The organism is Hyphomicrobiales bacterium (assembly GCA_017642935.1).
Lineage (GTDB): Bacteria > Pseudomonadota > Alphaproteobacteria > Rhizobiales > MH13 > MH13.
Window position 1 is genome coordinate 1116363 of the sequence record JAEPOK010000002.1, and the last position, 24188, is coordinate 1140550.

Annotated in this window: 1 protein-coding gene; it reads left to right on the plus strand. The window is 61.6% G+C overall.

The annotated features are described in order from the left end of the window. Positions 1-122: 122 nt before the first annotated feature. Positions 123-24179 (plus strand): hypothetical protein, encoded by a 24057-nt coding sequence (locus JJ917_14835; protein ID MBO6700101.1) that lies wholly within the window; start codon positions 123-125, stop codon positions 24177-24179. The last annotated feature ends 9 nt before the right edge of the window (positions 24180-24188 follow it).

Consider the following 24188-nt stretch of genomic DNA (forward strand, 5'->3'; position numbering starts at 1 on the left):
GCTTGGTTAGGGGCCTGTGATTCCATGGTTAATGGGGAATTACGCCCGGAAACCAGAGGCTCTCGTCAGAGCCATTTCTTTCCCCATCTGGTGACCGGCGCGTTGGAGTATCGCGTTCGATCATGACCAATGATGATGAGACCAATGACATAGCCGTTGAGGAGCTCGATCCGTCGGCTGCCGACGAGGCTATCGAGGTCGCGCAAGCTCAGGTTCCCGGGTTACCAGGTAACGAAGACGACGACGAAGCCGGTGAAGGCGAGGCAGCGGTTGTTCAAGTCGCTGATGGTGCTGGCCGGATTGTCGTCAACAAACCTGAGGCTGGCGAGGTTGAGGTTGTCGATACCCAACGCGCCTCCGACATTGAGTTCGCCTTCAATGTTGAAGATGCGCAGATCGTTATTCTCGACGTCGATGTCTTGATGCTTTTCCCCGACGGCTCGCGGATCATCCTGCCGGGCTTTGCCATGTCGGTGGTCAGCCCCAATCCGCCAGCGGTGCATTTCCCAGAAATGTCCCTTGATCCTCAAGGGTTTATGGCGCTGATCGAAGATGTCCGCCTGGTCGAAGACGTGCCCGCCCTTCAGATCACATCGATCGATTCCAATGAATCGGAGAGTGAGTCCGAGGCGCAGGACGAGGCCCAAGATCAAGCGCAGGCTCAAGCCCAGGCGACACCGACGGCCACCAACACGCCCGTTCAGCAACAGGGTGCGGCGGCGTCGACCGCCGAGGACGACAACATCAATACCTCAACGCTTGATGGCGTGGCCGAGTTCGACACGACGGCGCCGTTGACGACCCCTGGAACGCCGCAACAGCAAGAGGAAGTCGAAACCAACACCAATACCAGCAACAACGAAGCCAACGTTCCCCAGGCGGATTTGATTATCGAGCTTTTGTCGCTGGTCACGCCAACCGTTTCGGTGTTGCCATCGGGTGGGCTGGAAATTCGCGGTATGGGCGCGGCCGTTCCGGCCGATACCGATCCGGCCTATTCCGTGCAGGCCGGTGTGGAAACGCTGACCGGATCGTCGGGCAATGACGTCATCTACGCCGAAGACCCCGATATCTTCGCGGCGGGCACCTTTGTGCGTGTCCTCGACATCGATATCGAGATGCCGGAGGACGATTACCTGGCGCTGGCAGCACGGATAAGCGTGCCGCTCGGCTATTCGGTCACCAACGCCGTTCTTGAGGACGGCGTCTATGTGATGGATCTGGATGAAGACGCCGAGCCAAACGAGATGCGGCTCGAACTCGCCTACTCCCTGCCGGATGAGGGAGACGCAGTCGGCGCAGAAGACTTCTACAGTCGTAACTCTTTCACGATCGATTTTGTCACCGAAACGCCGACAGGAACGAGCACCGTCGCGGGCACCGTTTACACCGGCGTGCGGGACGTCGACAGCGCAGATGACGCGTTCTACGAAAACCCACTCACGCTCGACATGGTCCAAGTGCTCTGGGCCGATCCGACGGGCAACATCATCGAGGCTGGCGATGGCGACGATCTGGTCTATGCCGGTGCGGGCTCTGACAGCCTGACCGGTGGGGCAGGAATAGACACGCTGTCCTATGCCTATTCGCACATTGGCGTTGATGTGAATCTGAGCACAAACAGCGCGTCAGGCGGCTATGCCAAGAACGACACGATCACTGGGTTCGAAAACCTCACGGGGTCAGCCCATGACGATACGTTGACAGGTGACGGCGGCGCCAACGTTTTGGAAGGTGGCGCTGGCGCCGACACGCTTGACGGGTTGGGCGGAACCGACCGTCTGGAATTTGAAAATGCCGCCAGCGGTGTTGGCGTTGACCTTTCCACTGGTTCGGGCACTGCCGGCGATGCGCTTGGCGACAGCTATGCGAACATTGAAGATGTTGGCGGTTCAGCCTTCGATGACACGCTGCGCGGTGATGCCAGCACCAACGTTTTACAGGGTCGCGACGGGTCGGATCGCCTGTTCGGCGGTGGTGCGGCCGACATGCTAAGCGGTGGTGATGGCGATGATCGGTTGGAAGGCGGTGCTGGAGGCGACACCCTGCAAGGCGGTGACGGCCGCGACATCGCCTCTTACAGCGAGGCTGGCTCGGGCGTGGTGGTGTCGCTCGTCACCAACACTGGCACCGGCGGCGATGCCGATGGCGACACGTTTTCCAGCATCGAAGGTGTGGCCGGCACGGCGTTCGATGACACGCTGACGCTGAACGATGATGACAATGGCATTCTGGAAGGCCTTGGCGGCAATGACACGCTGACCGGTGGTGCTGGCATCGACACGCTTGAAGGAGGCGATGACGATGATGATCTGATCGCTGGCGCCTCGGCCGATACGCTGCGCGGCGGCGCCGGGAACGATACATTGGATGGCGGCGCGGCTGGCGATGTGATCGACGGTGGCGAGGGCTATGACGCAGCCACCTATGCGTCCTCGGCGACGGCAGTCGATATCGATCTGGCCGCTGGAACATCAACTGGCGGTGATGCCGAAGGCGATACGCTGACCGGCATCGAACAGCTGATCGGCTCCTCGCACAATGACAGGCTCGCCGGTGATGCCAATGACAATGATTTGGCTGGCGGCGCGGGAAACGATGTTCTGATTGGTCGTGGCGGTGCTGATCGTTTGGATGGCGGCGATGACGTCGACACCGTCGATTACGCCGAGTCGTTCCAGGCCGTGCGCGTCGATCTTGAGGCGGAAACCGGCGAGAACGGTGACGCGCAGGGCGACACGATCTTAAACGTTGAGAACGTCACTGGCACCGGTCGCAACGACATTCTGCGTGGTGACGATCAAGCCAACACTCTGCGCGGCGGTGAGGGCGACGACACGCTGGAAGGGCGTGGCGCTGGCGACACGCTTGATGGCGGCGATGGCACCGATGTGGCGACCTATGAAAGCTCAACCGTCGGCGTGAACGTTGATCTGGCCCTCGGCGGCAACACGTCTGGCGATGCGGCTAGCGACTCATTGATCGACATCGAGAATCTTACCGGTTCCGGTCAAGGCGATACCTTATCGGGCGATGAGTTCGTCAACCGGCTGGATGGCGGGGCGGGTGATGATACGCTGCTTGGCCGAGGCGGTTCAGACACGCTGGTAGGTGGCGATGGCACCGACACGGCAGCTTACACAGGCTCGACGGCTGGTGTTTCTGTTGACCTGCAATCGGGTTTTGGAACCGGCGGCGATGCGGACGGCGACACGCTTTCCAGCATTGAAAACCTGACCGGCTCGGCGCAATCCGACACGCTGACCGGCGATGCCTCGGTCAACACGCTGTCCGGCGCGGCGGGAGATGATGTGCTTGTCGGGCGCGGTGGCGGTGACACGCTTGATGGCGGCATTGGGCTGGATACGGCCGACTACACCTCCTCGTCCGACGCGATCACGATCGACCTGGATGCAGGAACAAGCAGCGGTGGGCACGCCGATGGCGATACGCTTGTGTCGATTGAGCGTATCATTGGCTCGGCCTATGACGACACGATCACCGGGGATGGCCAGACCAACCGCTTCGATGGTGGCGATGGTGTTGACACGCTGTCTGGTGGCGATGCGGATGATGATCTTCGGGGTGGCAGCGGCAACGACGTTCTGGAAGGCGGCGCGGGGTCGGATGCTCTGGCTGGTGGCGATGGCCTGGATACGGCGAGTTACACCGGGTCGACCTTTGCAGTTGCCATCGATCTGCAGGCTGGCACGGCCTCAGGCGGTGATGCTGATGGCGACACGCTGAGCAGCATTGAAAACCTGCTTGGGTCGGCTGAAGGCGACAGTCTCACCGGCAACAGCTCAGCCAACTTGCTTGAAGGTGGTGCGGGCAACGACACGTTGGTCGGACGCGATGGTCAGGACACGCTGCGCGGTGGTGCAGGCGATGACACGCTGGAAGGTGGCGCCAACGAAGACATAATGGATGGCGGCGATGATTATGACATCGCCACCTATGCCGGATCGGGCACCGGCGTCACGATCGACCTGCAATCGGGCATCGGCCAAGGCGGCGATGCGCAAGGGGATCAGCTCTTCTCCATCGAGGAAGTTGTCGGCTCGGGGCTCGCGGACACGCTGCGCGGTTCAGCCAATGATGATGTGCTTTCGGGCGGTGGTGGCAATGATGTCATTGAAGGGCGCGCGGGTGCGGACACCTTGCGTGGTGATGGCGCGAATGATCGCATCGTCGGTGGCGAAGGCGGCGACAATATGGATGGCGGCGCCGGCCTCGATACTTTGGATTATTCAGGGTCGAACGCCGCCGTCACGGTGGATTTGGATGCCGACACGGCCTCTGGTGGCCATGCCGATGGCGACACAATCGCGAATTTTGAGAACGTTATCGGTTCGGCCCACAATGATGATCTGACGGGAACCGACAGCGCCAATGTGCTGACCGGTGGCGTCGGTGATGATGTGCTCGATGGGCGCGGCGGTGGCGACGAACTGCGTGGCGAAGGCGGTCTCGACACAGCCGATTACGGGCTTTCGACCGGGGCGGTCACGGTCAATCTGCAACTTGGCACCGGACTTGGCGGGCATGCTGAAGGCGACCAGCTGTTTGACGTTGAAAATGTCATTGGATCAGGCTTCAGCGACACACTGACTGGCACCTCTGGCACGAACCAGCTGTTTGGCGGTGCGCTCAACGACACGCTGATCGGGGCTGGCGGGGCTGACGCGCTGGATGGCGGCTCCGGCGTTGACGTTGCGGATTATTCAGCGTCCGTCTCCGGCGTTCAGATCGACCTTACCAGTGTGACGGGAACCGGGGTCGGCGGTGATGCCGACGGCGATACGCTGACGGCTATTGAAGACCTGATCGGCTCCTCGCAATCCGATACGCTCATCGGTAGCGGAGACAACAATGCGTTTTGGGGCGGTGGCTCCAGCGATATTTTGCGTGGTGCCGGCGGCAACGACACGCTGCGCGGTGAGGGCGGCGATGATGTTCTGGAGGGCGGTCTTGGATCAGATGCGCTGATCGGTGGCACTGGCCAGGACACCGCAGACTATACCAATTCCAACGATGCAGTCGTTGTCGATTTGCAGGTGCCATCGGCTTCAGGCGGACATGCCGATGGCGATACCCTTTCGTCCATTGAAAACGTTACCGGGTCAGCGCTTGGCGATACGCTGACCGGTGATGGGCAGGCCAATGTGCTGCGTGGTCTGGCAGGTGATGATCTTCTGACAGGCGGCGCCGGTGGGGACACGCTGGATGGCGGCGATGGGTTCGACACCGCCAATTACGCCGGGTCGAGCGTTGGGGTCACGGTGCATTTGGATACCGGGCTTGGCTCGGACGGCGACGCACAAGGCGACAGCTACACCGACATCGAGCGGGTGATCGGTTCAAACCATGATGATCGGCTTTACGGTGATGCGGCTGCCAACACGCTGGAAGGCGGGCTTGGACAAGACCTGCTGGAAGGCGGTGATGGCGACGATCAGCTGCTGGGTGGCGGTGAAAACGATACGCTTATCGGCGGAGCTGGCGGTGACACACTAACGGGCGGTGATGGTACCGACACGATCGATTATTCCACCGCTGGTGCTGGCGTCACGATCGATCTGGAGAACAACACCGCCGCGGGCAGCGATGCCGATGGCGACAGCTTTTCGGGCATTGAAAACATTTCAGGTTCCGGCTTTGCCGACACATTGACCGGCGACGACAGCGCAAATGTTCTGTCGGGCTTGGCCGGTGATGATGCGCTTGCTGGCGGCCTGGGGGCTGACACGCTGGAAGGCGGCGACGGCGACGACACCTTGTCCGGTGGTGCAGGTGCCGACAGCTTGGTCGGTGGCGATGGCATCGACACGGCTTCCTACACCGATGCCACGGGTGCTGTAACCGTTGATTTGTCGGCGCCTTCGGCGAGCGGAGATATTGCCGCTGGCGATACGTTTTCGAGCATTGAGAACATCACCGGCGGTGATTATGCCGACACGCTGACCGGCAGCGGCCAGGCCAACCGGTTGGTCGGCGGCGATGACAACGACACGTTGATCGGGCTTGGCGGCGCCGATGTGCTGCAGGGTGGCGCTGGCGATGACACGCTGGAAGGTGGCGCGGGCAGCGACACGATGGAAGGCGGCGATGGTACCGATACGCTGTCTTATCTGAATTCCTCTGGTGCCGTGACGGTCAACCTTGAGACCGGCACCGGCTCGGGCGGGCACGCCGATGGCGACAGCTACTCCGACATCGAGATCGTTGAAGGCTCGGGCTTTGCTGACCTTCTGATTGGTGATGAATTCGTCAATGTCTTCGATGGCGGCGTCGGTAACGACACGTTGGTTGGCGGTGATGGCGGTGACTCGCTCACCGGCGGCGCCGGGTCTGATACGGTCAGCTATGCGGATTCCGATGCGGCAGTCACTGTCTCGCTCTTGGCCGGGTCAGCCACGGGCGGCCATGCTGATGGCGACGTGCTTGCCGGCATCGAAAACCTCACCGGATCGATCCATGCCGACACGCTCACCGGCGATGCGACCGGCAACGCTCTGCGCGGCGGCGATGGCGGCGACGTTCTTGATGGTGGGGATGGCGTCGACGCGCTGTTTGGCGAAGGCGGCGATGATCGTTTGATCGGCGGCGATGGCGGCGACGGGATCTATGGCGGTCTTGGCGAGGACACCGTGGATTACTCCTCGTCGGGCTCCGGGGTGACGGTCGATCTTGCCAGCGGCACCGCATCGGGCGGTCACGCGCAAGGCGACACGTTAAGCTCGATCGAGCGCGCCATCGGCTCGATCTATGCCGACAATCTGTCCGGAACGGCTGACGCTAATCTTCTGCAAGGCGGGCTTGATGCCGACCAGCTCTACGGTCGCGATGGCGATGATACGTTGGAGGGCGGTGCAGGCGACGACAATCTGTTCGGGGGCGTCGGTGCCGACACCTTGGATGGTGGTACGGGCTTCGACACCGCCGATTACACCGTTTCATCAGCGTCAGTTCAGATTGACCTTGCAGTCGGCAGCGGGACGGGCGGGGATGCGGATGGCGATACCTTCATCGACATTGAACGCATTCTCGGATCTGGCTTTGCTGACACGATCATCGGCAATGCGCTGGACAATGATTTCGCCGGTGGCGCCGGTGACGACATTCTACGCGGCGGTGACGGCGCCGATCGTCTCGATGGCGGTCTTGATGATGACACGCTGGAAGGCGGACTTGGCGCCGACACGTTGATCGGTGGCTTTGGCACCGACCGTGTGACCTATGAGAACTCGAACGCCGCCGTCACGATCAACCTTGAGGATGAGCTTTACTCAGGTGGCCATGCTGATGGCGACAGTCTGAACTCCATTGAAGAAGTCACCGGCTCCGGCTTTGCCGATATCTTGATCGGTGATGGCGAGACCAACCGGCTGGATGGCGGTTTGGGGGATGATCAGCTGACCGGCGGCGGTAACGCTGACTTCCTGTTTGGCGGTGATGGCGAAGACACCGCGCTCTATTCCGATTCACTCTCCGGCGTCACAGTCAACCTTTCCACCGGCACCGGCAGTGGCGGCTCCGCCGACGGTGATCAGCTGACCGATATTGAGAATGTTGTCGGTTCCGCGCAGGCGGACACTTTGACCGGCGATGCGGCTGACAATGACCTGACTGGCGGTGCTGGAAACGACACACTGGCCGGTTTGGCGGGCGCCGACCAGTTGATCGGCGGCGATGGCGAAGATCGCGCCGATTACTCCGCGTCCAACGCGGCAATCTCGATCAACCTCACCTCAGGCACGACCACTGGCGGCCACGCAGAAGGCGACGTGCTTTCCAGCATTGAGATCATCGCCGGCACCACATTTGCCGACACAATGATCGGCGATGCGAATGCCAATATCTTCGAAGGTGGATTGGAGACGGACGCGCTGTCGGGCCTGGCTGGCAATGACGTTCTTTACGGTCAAGCTGGCGACGATGTTCTGATCGGCGGCGCCGGTGCCGATGAGTTGCGCGGTGATGCCGGATTGGACACCGCCTCCTATGCCGGCTCGACCGCGGTGACCGTGAATTTGGGCAATGGGTTCGTCAGTGGCGGGGACGCTGTCGGCGACACATTCTTCAACATTGAAAATCTGATCGGCTCGGACCAAGCCGATACGCTGACTGGCGATGAGTTCGCCAATGTCCTTGATGGCGCATTGGGCGATGATGTCCTCACCGGCGGAATTGGCGCCGATAGTCTTATTGGTGGCGATGGCTTTGACACCGCCAGCTACGCCACCGCGCTAGGCGCCGTGTCGATCGACTTGGCGGCCGGCACTGGTTCGGGCGCGGATGCTGCGGGCGACACGCTGACCTCGATTGAGCGGGTGATCGGCACTTTCTTCGGCGACACGCTGACCGGCGATGATGCTGACAACACGCTGGAAGGCCGCGGCGGTGCTGACACTTTGATCGGCGGCCTTGGCACCGACACATTGCTTGGCGGCGACGCCGATGACCAGCTGACCGGTGGCGCCGGGGCCGACACGCTTGATGGCGGGCTCGGGGACGACACCGCCGACTATAGCGGCTCCGATGCTGCGGTTAACGTGGACTTGCTCAATGGCACGGCGACCGGCGGCCATGCTGAAAGCGACGTTCTGACCTCCATTGAGGATCTGCGCGGTTCGGCCTTCGCCGACACGTTGCAAGGCAACAATGACGCCAACGAACTGAGCGGCGGTGATGAAGCCGACACGCTGACCGGCCTGGATGGCGATGATCGTCTCGACGGGGATGCTGGCGATGACACGCTCATTGGTGGCGATGGCTCTGACGCGTTGCGTGGCGGTACCGGCACCGACACCGCCGACTATTCAGGTTCCTTGGGTGGCGTGACCGTCGATCTTGATGGCGGGTTCGGCATTGGTGGCGACGCGCAGGGCGACACATTCAACTCGATTGAGAATGTCATCGGTTCGGCGGCTGGCGACACGCTGATCGGGGATATTGCCGACAATGTGCTGACCGGTGGTGGGTCGAACGATGATCTGCGCGGCGGCGTCGGTGCCGATACGCTGGTTGGGGGTCTTGGCGATGACACGCTGCTCGGCGGTGCCGATGGCGACACCCTTCAGGGCGGCGATGGTGTCGATACGGCCAGCTACGCCGGAACGTCGACCGGCGTGACGGTGGACCTTGACGCCGGTACGGGTGCCGATGGTCATGCGCAAGGCGACACGCTGAGCGACATCGAAAACCTCATCGGATCCGACGGCAACGATACGTTGAGCGGCGATGCGGGTGGCAACCAGTTGGAAGGCGGTCTTGGCGCCGACACGCTGTCGGGCGGCGATGGTGTCGATACGCTGATCGGTGACAATGGCGCCGACGTTTTGCGCGGGGGCGCCGGGGCCGACAGCTTGCAAGGTGGCCTGGGATCCGACACCGCCGATTACACCGGATCAACAGCCGTGGTTGTCGATCTTGCTGCCGGGTCCGCTTCTGGCGGCGATGCCGATGGCGACAGCCTGGATGACATTGAAAATGTCACCGGCACGGTTGGGGATGACACGCTGCGTGGCGATGTGCAGGCCAACCGGCTGGTTGGTGCAGCAGGTGCGGACATTTTGGTTGGGCGCGACGGCGACGACACGCTGGAAGGCGGCGACGGTGACGACACCGTTCAGGGCGGCGCTGGGGCCGATGATCTGCAAGGTGGCGATGGCCTGGATACCGCCGACTACACCGGATCAGACACCGGCGTTGATGTTGATCTTGGGACAGGCACGGGTCTCGGCGGCGATGCCGCCGGGGATAGCTACTCCAGCATTGAGAACGTGACCGGCTCAGGGCAGATCGATACGCTGACCGGTGATGGCGGCAGCAATGTTCTCTTCGGTGCTGGCGGTGATGATGTTCTGGAAGGGGCTGGTGGTGCAGACACGCTTCAGGGCGGCACTGGCGAGGATGCTGCTGACTACAGCAATTCCACCAATGCGGTAACGGTCGATCTTTCGGGCGGTCCCGGTGTCGGCGGCGATGCAGAAGGCGACACGTTCGACAGCATTGAAAACCTGATCGGGTCGGCCAATGGCGACACCCTGACTGGCGATGGCGCCGACAACACGATCAATGCCGGGCTTGGCGATGACACTGTGCGCGGCCTTGGCGGCGATGATCAATTGTTCGGCGAAGCGGGCGATGACACGCTGGAAGGCGGGCAGGGCAATGATCTGCTCAATGGTGGCGATGGCACCGGTGACACGGCGTCCTATCTGAACTCCTCGGCTTCGGTCGAAGTCAATCTTGGCACCGGCCAAGGCTCCGGCGGCGACGCTCAAGGCGACACGCTGGTCGATATCGAGAATGTCGATGGGTCGGCACAAAACGATACGTTGATCGGCTCCAACGGCGCCAACGTTCTGCGCGGCCTCGGCGGCACTGATTTGCTTCAAGGCGGTTTGGGTGATGACACGCTGGAAGGTGGCGATGGCATCGACACGCTGGAAGGCGGCGGTGGTGCTGACGATCTTGATGGTGGCGATGGGGTTGATACCGCCAGCTATGACGATGCCGGTGCGGCCGTTGATGTCAGCCTGACGACCGGCGCTGGTCTGGGCGATGTCGCGGAAGGCGATACGCTCACCAACATTGAGAACCTGATCGGTTCAGATTTCGCCGACACGCTGACCGGTGATGCAGGCGCCAACACGCTGCTCGGTGGTCTGGAAAACGACACCCTTGATGGTGCGGCGGGCGATGATCGTCTGGAAGGTGGGTCGGGCGGTGATGTCCTGGAAGGCGGTGCGGGATCCGATACGCTGCGCGGCGACGGTGGTACGGACACCGCGTCCTATGTCAACTCCGATGCGGGTGTCTCCGTCAACTTGGCGACTGGCGATGTGAGCGGCGGCCATGCGGTTGGCGACACGTTCGACAGCATCGAGAACCTCACCGGCTCTGATCACGACGATGTGCTGGTTGGCACGTTGGGCATCAACGCTCTGTCGGGTGGCGCGCTGAACGACACGCTGGAAGGCGGTGGTGCGGGCGATACGCTTGATGGCGGCGGCGGGATCGACACGGCCAGCTACGCCTCCTCGTCCAGCGGTGTGACGGTCAATCTTGGAACCGGCGCGACCAGTGGCGGCGATGCCGGTGGCGATACGTTCACCAGCATTGAAAACCTCACCGGGTCATCGAACGCCGATAGCCTGACCGGGGATGGCAACGCCAATGTGCTTGATGGTGGCGCCAACAATGACCAGCTCTTTGGTGGCGGCGGTGTCGACACGCTGATCGGCGGATCAGGCGATGACACGCTGCAAGGTGGTGCGCTCGGCGACAGCCTGTCGGGTGGCGATGGTATCGATACGGTTGATTATGGCGGCAGCCTTGTCGGTGTGACCATCGATTTGGATGCCAATACGGCCAGCGGCGGCGACGCCACGGGCGACACGTTCACCGGCATTGAGAACGTTACGGGCAGTGACCAGGATGACGTGCTGACCGGTGATGCCGCTGACAATGTGCTCCTTGGCGGTGTTGGCAATGACACGCTGCGTGGTCTGGCTGGTGCTGACACGCTCACCGGCGGTGATGGTTTCGACACGGTTAGCTATGATGGGTCCGACACGGCCGTCAGCATCAATCTGCTAACATCGACCGCATCGGGCGGACACGCTGGCGGCGACGTTCTCAGCGGTATCGAAGGCGTTATCGGTTCAACTCACAACGACCTTCTGACCGGCAACAATCTCGACAACACGCTCACCGGCGGTGCCGGCAACGACACGCTGTCGGGGCTTGGCGGCGCAGACTCCCTTAATGGCGGCCTTGGCGACGACACCTTGGTCGGTGGCGCTGACGGCGATGCGATCGATGGCGGTGACGGCATTGACACGCTGGACTTTACCACGAGCACCTCGGCGATCGCGCTCAGCCTGACAGCGGGCACTGGCACGGCTGGCGACGCCGACGGCGACACCTACACATCGATTGAAAACATCATTGGAACGGCGGAAGCCGACACTCTCATCGGTGATGCGAGCGCCAATGAGATCAGCGGACGTGGTGGCGACGACACGATCGAAGGCGCTGGCGGTGGTGACACGCTGCTTGGCGGTGATGGCGTCGATACAGTGTCTTACGCACTGTCGGATGCTGCAGTCACGGTGAACCTTGCCACCGGTGCGGCTTCCGGCGGTCATGCCGATGGCGATACGGTCACCGGTTTTGAACGGGTGATCGGCTCCGATCATGCCGACACGCTGATCGGGTCAGAAGGTGCCAACCAACTGACTGGCGGTGCGGATGACGACACGTTGATCGGGGCCGGCGGCGCGGATGCGCTGTTCGGCGGCACCGGCGATGACACGGCCAGCTACACGCTGTCCACCTCCGGTGTTGAAGTCAATCTGACGGTCGGCACCGGCACCGGCGGCGATGCAACAGGCGATACCTTTGATTCCATCGAACGCATTCTTGGTTCGAACCATGCCGATACACTCATCGGCAGCGCCGCGGCCAACCTTTTTGATGGTGGCGCGGGCGATGACATCCTCGATGGCCGTGCTGGCGGTGACACGCTAATCGGTGGCGATGGCCTGGATACCGTTCGCTACACGCAATCGAATGCCGGTGTGACGGTGACGCTTGGCGGGGGGGCGGGTGCCGGTGGGCACGCTGAAGGTGACATCATCACCGAGGTGGAGAACATTGAAGGATCCAACCTTGCCGATGTCTTGGGCGGTGATGGCAACGCCAATGTGCTGAGCGGTGCACTAGGCAATGACCAGCTCTCTGGCGGTGGAGGTGCTGACCAGCTTTTTGGTGAAGGTGACGATGATACGCTCGACGGTGGTGCGGGCGCCGATGTGCTCAATGGTGGCGGTGGCACCGACACTGTGACCTATGCCGGCGCTGCCTCGGCAGTGACGGTCAACCTGACCACAAACAGCGCGTCTGGCGATATCGCCGATGGCGACACCTTCACCTCGATTGAGCGGGTGGTAGGCTCCGACCACGCAGACACAATCACCGGCGGAACGGCTGGTGAGGAATTGCTCGGCGGCGCAGAAAACGACACGCTTTTCGGCATGGCTGGTGCGGATACGCTGCGCGGTGAAGCTGGTGATGATGTTCTGGAAGGCGGTGCTGGCGCCGACCAATTGATTGGCGGCGATGGCAGCGATACCGCGTCCTATTCTCTGTCGGGCGATGGGGTCACGGTTGACCTTGCCAGTGGTCCTGGGGCCAACGGTGACGCGCAAGGCGACACCTACACTGGCATAGAAAACGTCACCGGTTCGACGCGGGCCGATACGCTGTCCGGGGATGCCAATGCCAACCGGTTGGACGGTGGCGACAGCAACGACGTTCTCGTCGGTCGCGGTGGTGGTGACCAACTGATCGGTGGTGCTGGCGAAGACACGATCGATTACACCGGATCGGCCGCCGTCACGGTTGATCTAGGTGCCAACAGCGCCTCCGGCGGCGACGCGGATGGGGACACCTTCTCCTCTATCGAGCGTGTGATCGGCACGGCCAACAATGACACGCTGACCGGCGACGTTGAGAACAATGTGCTGCGCGGTGCAGGTGGCGATGACACACTTGCCGGCCTGGGTGGTTCTGATCTGCTTGATGGCGGCGATGGCACCGATACGATCACCTATGCTGACTCATCGGTCGGCGTAACCGTTGATCTCGACCAGGGCCTTGGCAGCAATGGTGACGCGCAAGGCGACAGCTATCTGGACATTGAAAACGTCATCGGTTCCAACCAGGCCGACACGCTGATTGGTGAAGCTGGGGCGAACCGACTAGAGGGCGGTGGTAGCAACGATACGCTGTCCGGTCTTGGCGGAGCCGATGAATTGATCGGCGGCGATGGCCTGGACACCGCCGACTACAGCGACTCCGCTGCCGGGGTCACCGTCGCGCTTGGCGCGACCGGCCAAGATGGCGATGCGCAAGGCGACACCTACGCTAGTATCGAGAACCTCACCGGTTCAGGCCAAGCTGACAGTTTAACTGGCGATGCCGGTGCCAACAGGCTTGTAGGCGGTGGCGGCGACGACACGCTTATCGGGCTTGCTGGTGGCGATGATCTGGTCGGCGGAACCGGCACCGACACAGTCGATTACACGGCATCGGATGCTGCCGTGACGATCGATCTTTCCAATGGCGATGCCAGTGGCGGTCACGCGACAGCGGACACGCTGACAAGCATCGAAAATGTCACCGGTTCGACGCTTGGCGATACTCTGACCGGTTCGGCGGGCGTCAATGTGCTGGCCGGTGGAACAGGCGATGATGTGCTGTCTGGCGGTGATAGCGACGACACGCTGCAAGGCGGCGCCGATGACGACACTTTGGAAGGCGGCGCTGGCGCCGACACGCTTGACGGGGGCACTGGCACCAACACAGCCGTTTACACAGGTTCGGCGGCTGGCGTGGATGTCACCATTGGCGGCGTCAACACCGGTGGGGATGCGGAAGGCGATACGCTCACCAACATTCAAAACGTGGTGGGCTCGAACAGCGATGACACGCTGACTGGCGATGCAACCGCCAACGAGCTTTCCGGTGGTGGCGCCAACGACACCTTGATCGGACTGGGCGGTGCCGACCGTTTGGACGGCGGCGCCGGCCTCGATACCGCCGACTATAGTGGATCGACAGCGGTCCAGATCGACCTGCAGGTGGGCACGGCGACGGGCGGGGATGCCGAAGGCGACACGCTGATCAATGTGGAGCGGATCGTCGGCTCGGCGCAGGCCGACACGCTGCGCGGCAACGCTCAAGACAATATTCTGGTTGGTGGCGCGCAGAACGATGTTCTCGAAGGTCGCGGCGGCGCCGATGCGCTGACCGGCGGCGACGGGATCGATACGGCTGACTACTCAAGCTCGGTGCAAGGCGTGAGTGTTGACCTTGAGGGCGGGACCGCTGGTGGCGGTGACGCGCAAGGCGACACGCTGACCGAGATTGAGAACATCGTCGGTTCCAACGCGGGCGACACGCTGACCGGTGATGATGCTGTCAACGTGTTGGAAGGCGGCCTTGGCAATGACACGCTCGATGGCGCTCTGGGCGCGGATTCGCTGGATGGCGGCGACGGGATTGATACCGCCGATTATCGCAACTCTGATGCAGCGGTTCAAGTCAGCTTGGCGAGTAACTCCGGCACTGGCGGTGACGCTGAAGGTGACACGCTGGTCAGCATTGAGACCGTGCGTGGCTCGGGCCTTGGTGACACACTGACCGGCGGTGCGGACGCGGAAAGCCTATTTGGCGAAGGTGGCAACGACACGATCGTGAGCTCGGCGGGTGCCGACTCGCTTGATGGCGGAACCGGGTCGGACACGGTCACCTACGATTCCTCCGGCCAGGCGGTGCAGGTCAATCTTGATACCGGTGACACGGCTGGCGGCGAAGCGACGGGCGACACGCTGACCAGCATTGAGAATCTGATCGGCACCGATTTTGCCGATACGCTCACGGGATCCTCGCAGGTCAATCAGCTGGATGGTGGCGCGGAAGCCGACACGCTGCTTGGCCTTGGCGGTGACGACACGCTCAATGGCGATGCTGGCGATGATATTCTAATCGGTGGCGCGGGATCGGATGATCTGGATGGCGGCACCGGCAACGACACCGCCAGTTATGCGACCGCCTCGTCGGCTGTTTCAGCAAGCCTGTTCACCGGCATCGGCTCATCGGGCGATGCGGCGGGCGATACCTTTACCAACATCCAAAACCTCACCGGGTCGGTGCAAGGTGACACGCTGTTCGGCGACAACAATGCCAACATCTTAGATGGCGGCGATGGCAATGACACGCTCGATGGCTGGGTCGGCGCTGACACTCTGATCGGTGGCGGAGGCGAGGACACCGCCCAGTACACGGCCTCCGACGCTGGCGTGACGGTCAATCTTGCCCTTGGCACTGGCCTTGGTGGGTATGCTGAGGGCGACACGCTCAGCCAGATCGAGCGGATCACTGGGTCTGGCCACAACGATGTTCTGACCGGCGATGCCAATGTCAACGAACTGCGCGGCGGCGGGCTCGATGACGTTCTGGACGGCGGCGCTGGTGGCGATACGCTCGACGGTGGAACGGGGACAGACACGGTCACCTATGCCAATTCTTTGGCAGCCGTTACCGTCGATCTTGGCAGCGGCTCGGGCTCAGGTGGCGATGCGCAGGGAGACTCGCTCATCGCAATCGAAAACGTCATCGGGTCAGACCGTTCCGACACGATCACTGGGTCGGATGGTGTCAATGATCTACAAGGTGGCATCGGCGATGATCGCCTCGAAGGCGGTGCTGGCGGCGATGCGCTGGATGGCGGCACCGGCAATGATATAGCCGATTACACCAACTCCGATGCCGGCATCACCATCGACCTTGCCAACAATGCCAACAATGCTGGCGGGCATGCAGCCGGTGACACGCTGACGTCTATCGAAGAGGTGATCGGCTCAACCTTCGCCGACGCTCTCAATGGCGATGCCAATGCCAACATTCTGCGCGGCGGCGCCAATGATGACACGCTGATCGGTCTTGGCGGCGCGGACACGTTAGACGGAGGTGCCGGTTTCGACACCGCCGACTACTCGGGCAGTGCTGCCGGCGTCACGGTCACGCTCGATCCGGGCACCGGCGCTGACGGCGATGCGGCAGGCGACACCTTGATTTCGATCGAGCGTGTTCTCGGCTCGCTGACGCAGGCTGATACCCTGACTGGCGATACCTTTGCCAACACGCTTGAGGGCCAAGGCGGCAATGACACGCTGCGCGGTGGCGGCGGTGCCGACACGCTGCTCGGCGGTGACAATGATGATCTGCTCTATGGTGGCGCGCTGGGTGATGTGCTGACCGGCGGCGCGGGCAATGACACGATTGCCTATGATGACAGCTCGGTTTCGGTGACGGTTTCGTTGACCACGAACAGTGGTACCGGCGGCGAAGCGGATGGCGACACGTTCAGCGGTATTGAGAACGTTATCGGCTCGACTGGCAACGACACCATCGATGGCGATGGGGGTGCCAACCGTCTCGACGGATCCAGCGGCGATGACGTTCTCGAAGGTCTTGGCGGCGCCGACCAATTGGTTGGCGGTGCCGGTTTCGATACGGCCGATTACCGCAACTCGGCCGCGGTGACGATCGATCTTGCAAACAACACGGGGACCGGCGGCGAGGCTGAAGGCGACACGTTCGACTCCATCGAACGTCTGCTAGGCTCGGCTAACAATGACAGCCTGACCGGCGACACCGGTCAAAACACGCTGGAAGGCAATGCCGGTGACGATACGCTGATCGGTGGCGATGGTGGTGATAGCCTGATCGGCGGCGATGGCATCGATACCGCCGACTACACCGCCTCCAACAACGCCGTTCAGATCGATCTGTCGCAAGGGATCGGCTCTGGCGGACACGCGCTCGGCGACACGTTCTCAACGATTGAGAACATCATTGGCTCGACCTTTGCCGACACGATTGAAGGCGATGACGCGGTCAATGTTCTGACTGGCGGTGATGCTGATGATGTCCTGATCGGCAATGGCGGGGCTGACCAGCTTGTCGGCGGCGATGGCAATGACACGGCGGACTATTCGTTCTCCACGACAGCCGTCACGATCGATATGGGCACCGGTGTCCATGTGGGTGCCGATGCGGTCGGCGATGTCTACACGTCTATTGAGCGGGTCCGCGGATCGAACCTTTCTGACAGCCTGACGGGCGATGACAATGCCAACCGGCTGGACGGTCATGGCGGCGATGACACGCTGCTCGGTTCACTCGGCGCCGACGAAATGTGGGGTGGTACCGGTTTCGACACGGCCGACTACTCTGCCCAAACGGTCACCGGCATTTCGGTCAATCTGGACATCGGGTCGGCCACGGGTGGGCTGGCAGAAGGCGACACGTTCCAGGATGTGGAGCGCATTGTCGGCACCGACTTCAATGACACGCTGATCGGCAACGCAGCCGCCAACACGCTGGAAGGCGGTGCGCTGGACGACGTCCTGCAAGGGCTGGTCGGAGACGACACGCTGCGTGGCGGCACGGGCGATGATGAACTGCGCGGTGGCGATGGCGCCGACCGTTTGGAAGGCGGCGATGGCACGGACACGGCCGTCTATCTGGATGCCGAGGCCGCTGTCACGATCAATCTGGCGACCAACACGGCCAGCGGTTCGTTCGCCGCAGGCGACACGTTCGACAGCGTCGAAAACGTCATTGGCTCCAGCTACTCCGATACACTGACCGGGGACGATAACGACAACACGCTGGAAGGCCGCGCATCAAACGATGCTCTGTATGGAGGCCTCGGCAATGACACCATGCTTGGTGGCGATGGCGTCGACAGCTTCTACAGCGATGTCGGCAATGACCATCATGATGGCGGCGCAAGCACGGACACAATCTACTACACCGATTCCGATGCGGCGGTGACGGTGGACCTGGAAGCCGGGACCGGTTCGGGCGGCCACGCCGACGGTGACACCTACACCTCCGTTGAGCGCGCTGAAGGCTCGGCGCACAACGATACCATCCGAGGCACCGATGGTGGCCATGCCCTATGGGGTCTTGCTGGTGACGATACGATCGAAGGTCGTGGCGGCGCAGATGCGATTGATGGTGGTGATGGCACCGACACGATCGTCTTCGATAGCGCGACAGCGCGGGTCGTGTTGTCGCTGGACTCCGGTAGCGGCACCGATGGCGATGCCAATGGAGACACTTACACCAGCATTGAAAATGCCATCGGCACCCAATGGGACGACATTATTGATGGGGATGCTGGCGAGAATGTCATTGAACTTGGCAGCGGCGACGACACCGCCCGCGGCAATGGGGGCAATGACACGCTAAGGGGCGATGCGGGCGACGACAATTTGATTGGTGGGTGGACCACCGGCGCCAGCGGCGACGATGTTTTGGAAGGCGGCGCGGGCGATGATCTCCTGCGTGGTGGTGATGGTGCCGATACACTGGATGGTGGGTCAAACAGTGGCAACTACCGCAACAACTCAGCGTTTCTCGGCGACACCGCGGACTATTACTATTCAACCTCCGCTGTGACCGTGAACCTGTCGACCGGTGTGCACAGTGGCGGGTATGCCGAAGGCGACACGCTGATCGACATTGAATCGATCCGCGGGTCGCTGAACCATGCCGACACGCTGACCGGCGATGACAATGCCAATGATCTTCAAGGCCTTGGCGGCAATGATGTGCTCTATGGTCTTGGCGGCAATGACGACATGTACGGTGGCAACGGCGCCGATACCCTGTGGGGTGGTGACGGGGCTGACACGCTGCGTGGTGAGAACTCCAACGACACGATCTATGGCGAGGCGGGCAATGACAGCGTCTATGGCGGCAGTGGATCAGACGTCATTGACGGCGGTGATGGCGACGATGTGTTGCGTGGTGAAAACAACGACGACCGGTTCGTTGGCTCGGCGGGTAGCGATCAAAACATCGGCGGCTCGGGCACCGATACTGTGGACTACACCGGCTCCGCCGCCATCACAATCAACCTGACCGCCAACACGGGCAGCGGCGATCAGGCGCAAGGCGATACCTTCAGCTCCATTGAGCGCGTTCTTGGTGGAACCGGCGACGACATGGTGACCGGCACAGTTGGCGCGGAGACGTTTGAAGGCGGCGACGGCGATGACAGCTTTGATGGCTTTGCCGGTGGCGACACCTTCCTGGGTGGTGATGGTAGTGACACCATTATCTACCAGCTCTCCTCCAGCGCGGTAACGATCGATTTGCAAAACGGCACGGCGACTGGCGGTGATGCGACAGGCGATCTGCTCAACTCGGTTGAAAACGTTCGCGGGTCCAACCATGCCGATACGATAAGTGGCAATTTGGACGCCAACGTTCTGGAAGGCGAGGCGGATAATGACATCTTGCAAGGCTATGCCGGCGATGATCGCCTTGAGGGCGATGGCGGCAATGACACCCTGATCGGTGACGAGGGTGTGGATACGCTTCTGGGCGGTAATAATGACGATGTGCTCGATGGTGGTTCGGGCGGCGATACCCTCGATGGCGGCGCTGATACCGACACGGTGACCTTTGCATCAGCGACGAGTGCGGTGACGGCCAGCCTTGCGACAGGCACCGGGACACAGGGCGATGCCGTTGGCGATACCTATACAAGCATTGAAAACCTGACCGGGTCGGATTTCGATGACACGTTGACCGGTGATACTGGCCGCAACGCGCTTGATGGGGGTGCCGGTGCCGATACGCTGTTTGGCGGCGATGATGTCGACACGCTGAGCGGCGGCGCTGGCGATGATGTTCTTGATGGTGGTGCCGGTGCTGATTCCTTCGATGGCGGCGCTGACACCGACACGGTGACCTACCTCAATGCCGGTGGAGCCGTGACCGTGAACCTCACCACGGGCGGGACCGTCGGCGAGGCTGCTGGCGACACCTACGTTTCGATTGAGAACCTTACCGGCAGCAACAGTGGTGATGATCTGACCGGTGATGGCGCTGCCAACATCATTCGCGGCGAAGGTGGCGGTGACACGATCGATGGCGGGTTGGGCGCCGACACGCTTTACGGCGGCGCTGGCGCCGACGTCATCGATGGTGGTGACAATGACGACATCATCTATGGTGGTGCCGACGGCGACACCATCGATGGTGGGGCCGGCACGGACACCGTGCGGTTCACTTCGGCGAGCCTCGTCAGCTTGGTCAATCCTGCGGCCAACACCGGTGAGGCGGCTGGCGATACTTACACCAACATCGAGCGCTATGAAGGGTCGGGCGACGATGATTACTTCATCGGTGATACGAATGCCAATGTCTTCCTGGGTGAAGGTGGCAATGATCAGCTGAGCGGCGATGCTGGGACCGACACGCTTGATGGTGGAGCCGGCGATGACACGCTGACCGGTGGTGCCGATGCCGATACGCTCATCGGGGGCAGCGGTACCGACGTGGCAAGCTATGCTGGGTCGGCTGGATTGACCGCTGATCTCTCCAATTCGGCCAACAACACTGGCGATGCGCTGGGCGATACCTATTCGGGCATTGAAAACCTGATCGGCTCGTCCTTTGCAGACACGCTGCGCGGGGATGCCGGTGCCAACATGCTGTCCGGTGGCAATGGCGATGACACGCTCGATGGTGGTCTCGGCGGCGATTTTCTCGTCGGTGGCGGCGGTACCGATACTGTTACCTATGCTAATGCGGCAAGTGGTGTGACCGCGAACCTTTCAAGTTCAGGTGGCAACACTGGCGAAGCTGCTGGCGATACCTATAACAGCGTTGAGAACATTATCGGGTCGAGCCAAGGCGATACGTTGACCGGCGACGGCAGTGCCAACGTTCTGACCGGTGGTCTTGGCGATGACACGCTGACCGGTGGCGGTGGCGCCGATAATCTGTTCGGGGGTGACAATGATGATGTCCTGGTCGGTGGATCGGGTGGCGACGATCTGGACGGCGGGTCGGGCACCGACACCGCGAGCTATGTGAGCTCGAGTGCTGGGATCAACATTACGGTCGGGTCGGGCACGGGGAGCGGCGGCGATGCGGCCGGTGACACGCTGACCAATATCGAAACCGTGCTTGGCTCCTCCCATGGTGATGTGATCGATGCGTCCTCGACTGCGGTGCGTCTTGAAGGCAATGCCGGCAACGACACGCTGACCGGCTCCGCGCAAGCTGATACGCTTTTGGGTGGCGCCGATGATGACACGCTGCAAGGCGGTGCAGGTGCCGACACGCTGGACGGCGGTGCTGGCAACAACGACACGGTCTCCTATGCCGGTGACGGCAGCGCGGTGACCATCGATCTGGGCGCGAGCACGGTCAGCGGCGTGGGCGATGCCAATGGCGACACGATCACAGGTTTTGAAAGCGCAATCGGCACCGCGCAGGCCGACAACCTCACCGGGTCTGGCGCGGCCAACAGCTTGGATGGCGGAGCCGGCGGCGATACTCTGGTTGGCCTAGGCGGTGCTGACGATATTGATGGCGGTGCAAACAACGACACCATCACTGGCGGGTCGGGCAACGACACGATCGACGGCGGAACCGGCACTGACCGCGCGATCTACACCGCAACCGCCAGCCAGATAAGTGCCTCTGCGTCCGCCGATGGTGCCACCGTCACTCTTGATGCGTCGGCCACGGGCGAAGGTTCGGACACGCTGTCCAATGTCGAGGAACTCGATCTTGGGGGCACGGTCCACACACTTACAACAGGCAATGCTGGCAACGACACGCTGACCGGCGGGTCCGGCGCTGACGTGATGTTTGGTGCCAATGGCGACGATGCGATCGAAGGCGGTGGCTCCGACGATCTGATTGATGGCGGTACTGGCAGCGACACGGCGGTTTATGCCGGCAATCGCGCCGACTACACCATCACCGATTTGGGCGGCGGCGTGTACACGGTTCAAGACGATGTGACCGCAGGTGGTGATGAGGGCACGGACCGGCTGGAAAATGTCGAGTTCGTTCAGTTCGACGATGTGCGGCTTAACCTTGCCACTGGCGCGGTTTCCATCACTGGCACGTCCGGCCCGGACACCATGACCGGCTCGGCCAATGACGACACGTTCAATGGTCTTGGTGGCAATGATACGATCACCGGCGGCGGCGGTAATGACGTTATCGATGGCGGCGCGGACACCGACGTCGCCGTCTATGCGCAGGCCGTTGGTGAGTATTCGGTCGATGCGTCCGGCGGCACGATTACGGTGGTCGATACGGTCACCGGCAATGGCGATGAAGGTACGGACACGCTCACCAATGTTGAGACGCTGCGTTTCAACGGCGTCGATTTCGATGTGTCGAGTTTTGTCACCAGCGGCACGGCGGCGTCCGAAACCATCATCGGCACGAGCGGCGATGATTCCATCATCACGGTTGATGGTAGCGACGTGGTGTTCACCGGCGCCGGCGCCGACACGATCGATATGAGCTCCAATGACAGCTCGCAGATCTATGCCGGTACTGGTGATGACATCTTGATCAACTCCTGGGACACTGGATCGTCTTACCTGCCGGTGTTCGATGGGGGAGCAGGCACAGACACGTTCCGCTATACCGGCGGAACAGCTCCGAACCCGCGCATTTGGGACCTCACCACCGGCGAGATCACCTATCAGGGCAATCCGCGCGGCACGATTGCCAACATCGAGAACGTTGAGATCCTGACCGATGGCGGCACTGTGATCGGCGATGGTAACGACAATGTCCTGACCGGCGGCTCAGGATCGTTCACGCATACGTTCAGCGGTGGCGGCGGCAACGACACGTTGAGCGGTGGCGGTGGCGACGACACGCTGGATGGCGATGCCGGCGATGATATCATCTACACCGGCTCTGGGTCTGACACGGTCGATGGCGGCGAGGGCAGCGACACGATCTACTTCGATGGAACCGGAATATCCAACGAAAAAGACATCACCGATTCAGGCACCACCGGCTCTGACACGATGATCTTGAATGGCGGCAATGGCGACTACTATCTGCAGCACACGTTCAACGACACGTCGGGCATTGAGGTCATCAATGGCGTTTTGGCCAGCGGCGAAACGATCGGTTCGACGTCATCCAGTGCAATGAACTGGGACCTCACCAATGTCACCCTCATTGGTGTCGATATGGTGGAGGGTAGCAACAACGGCGATACCATCACTGGTAGTGCGGGTGACGACACCATCGATGGCGACTTTGGCGTCGATACGGTCGATGGCGGGGCAGGCAACGACACGCTGATCCTGCGCGATGATGGTGATGACGACAATTATGCAGGCGGTTCGGGCAACGACACGTTCCTGGTCGATGCCGACCAGATGGTGAACTTGAACGCTGACTCCATTGATGGTGGGGCTGATACCGACACGGTCTCGTTTGACGCCAATTCCGGCAGCCTGACCGAAAGCCAACTCGTAAGCGTGGTCAGCAACGTTGAAGTGATTGATTTCAGCAATGCCGGCATCAACGAGACACTCAGCCTGGAAGGCTCGCAGGTTCAACAGATGACCGATGGCAACAATGTGCTGCGGATCAATGTCAACGCAGTCGGTGATGATGTCACCGGTGTGGCCGGTGGCGGTGAGTTCATGCAGAGCAACACCAGCGGCTCTGAAACCATCTACACCTTCTATTCCGATGCCGGGTTTACCAACCAGATCGCCCAACTCATCGTCGACGAGGTGGCTTAAAGCGCTGGC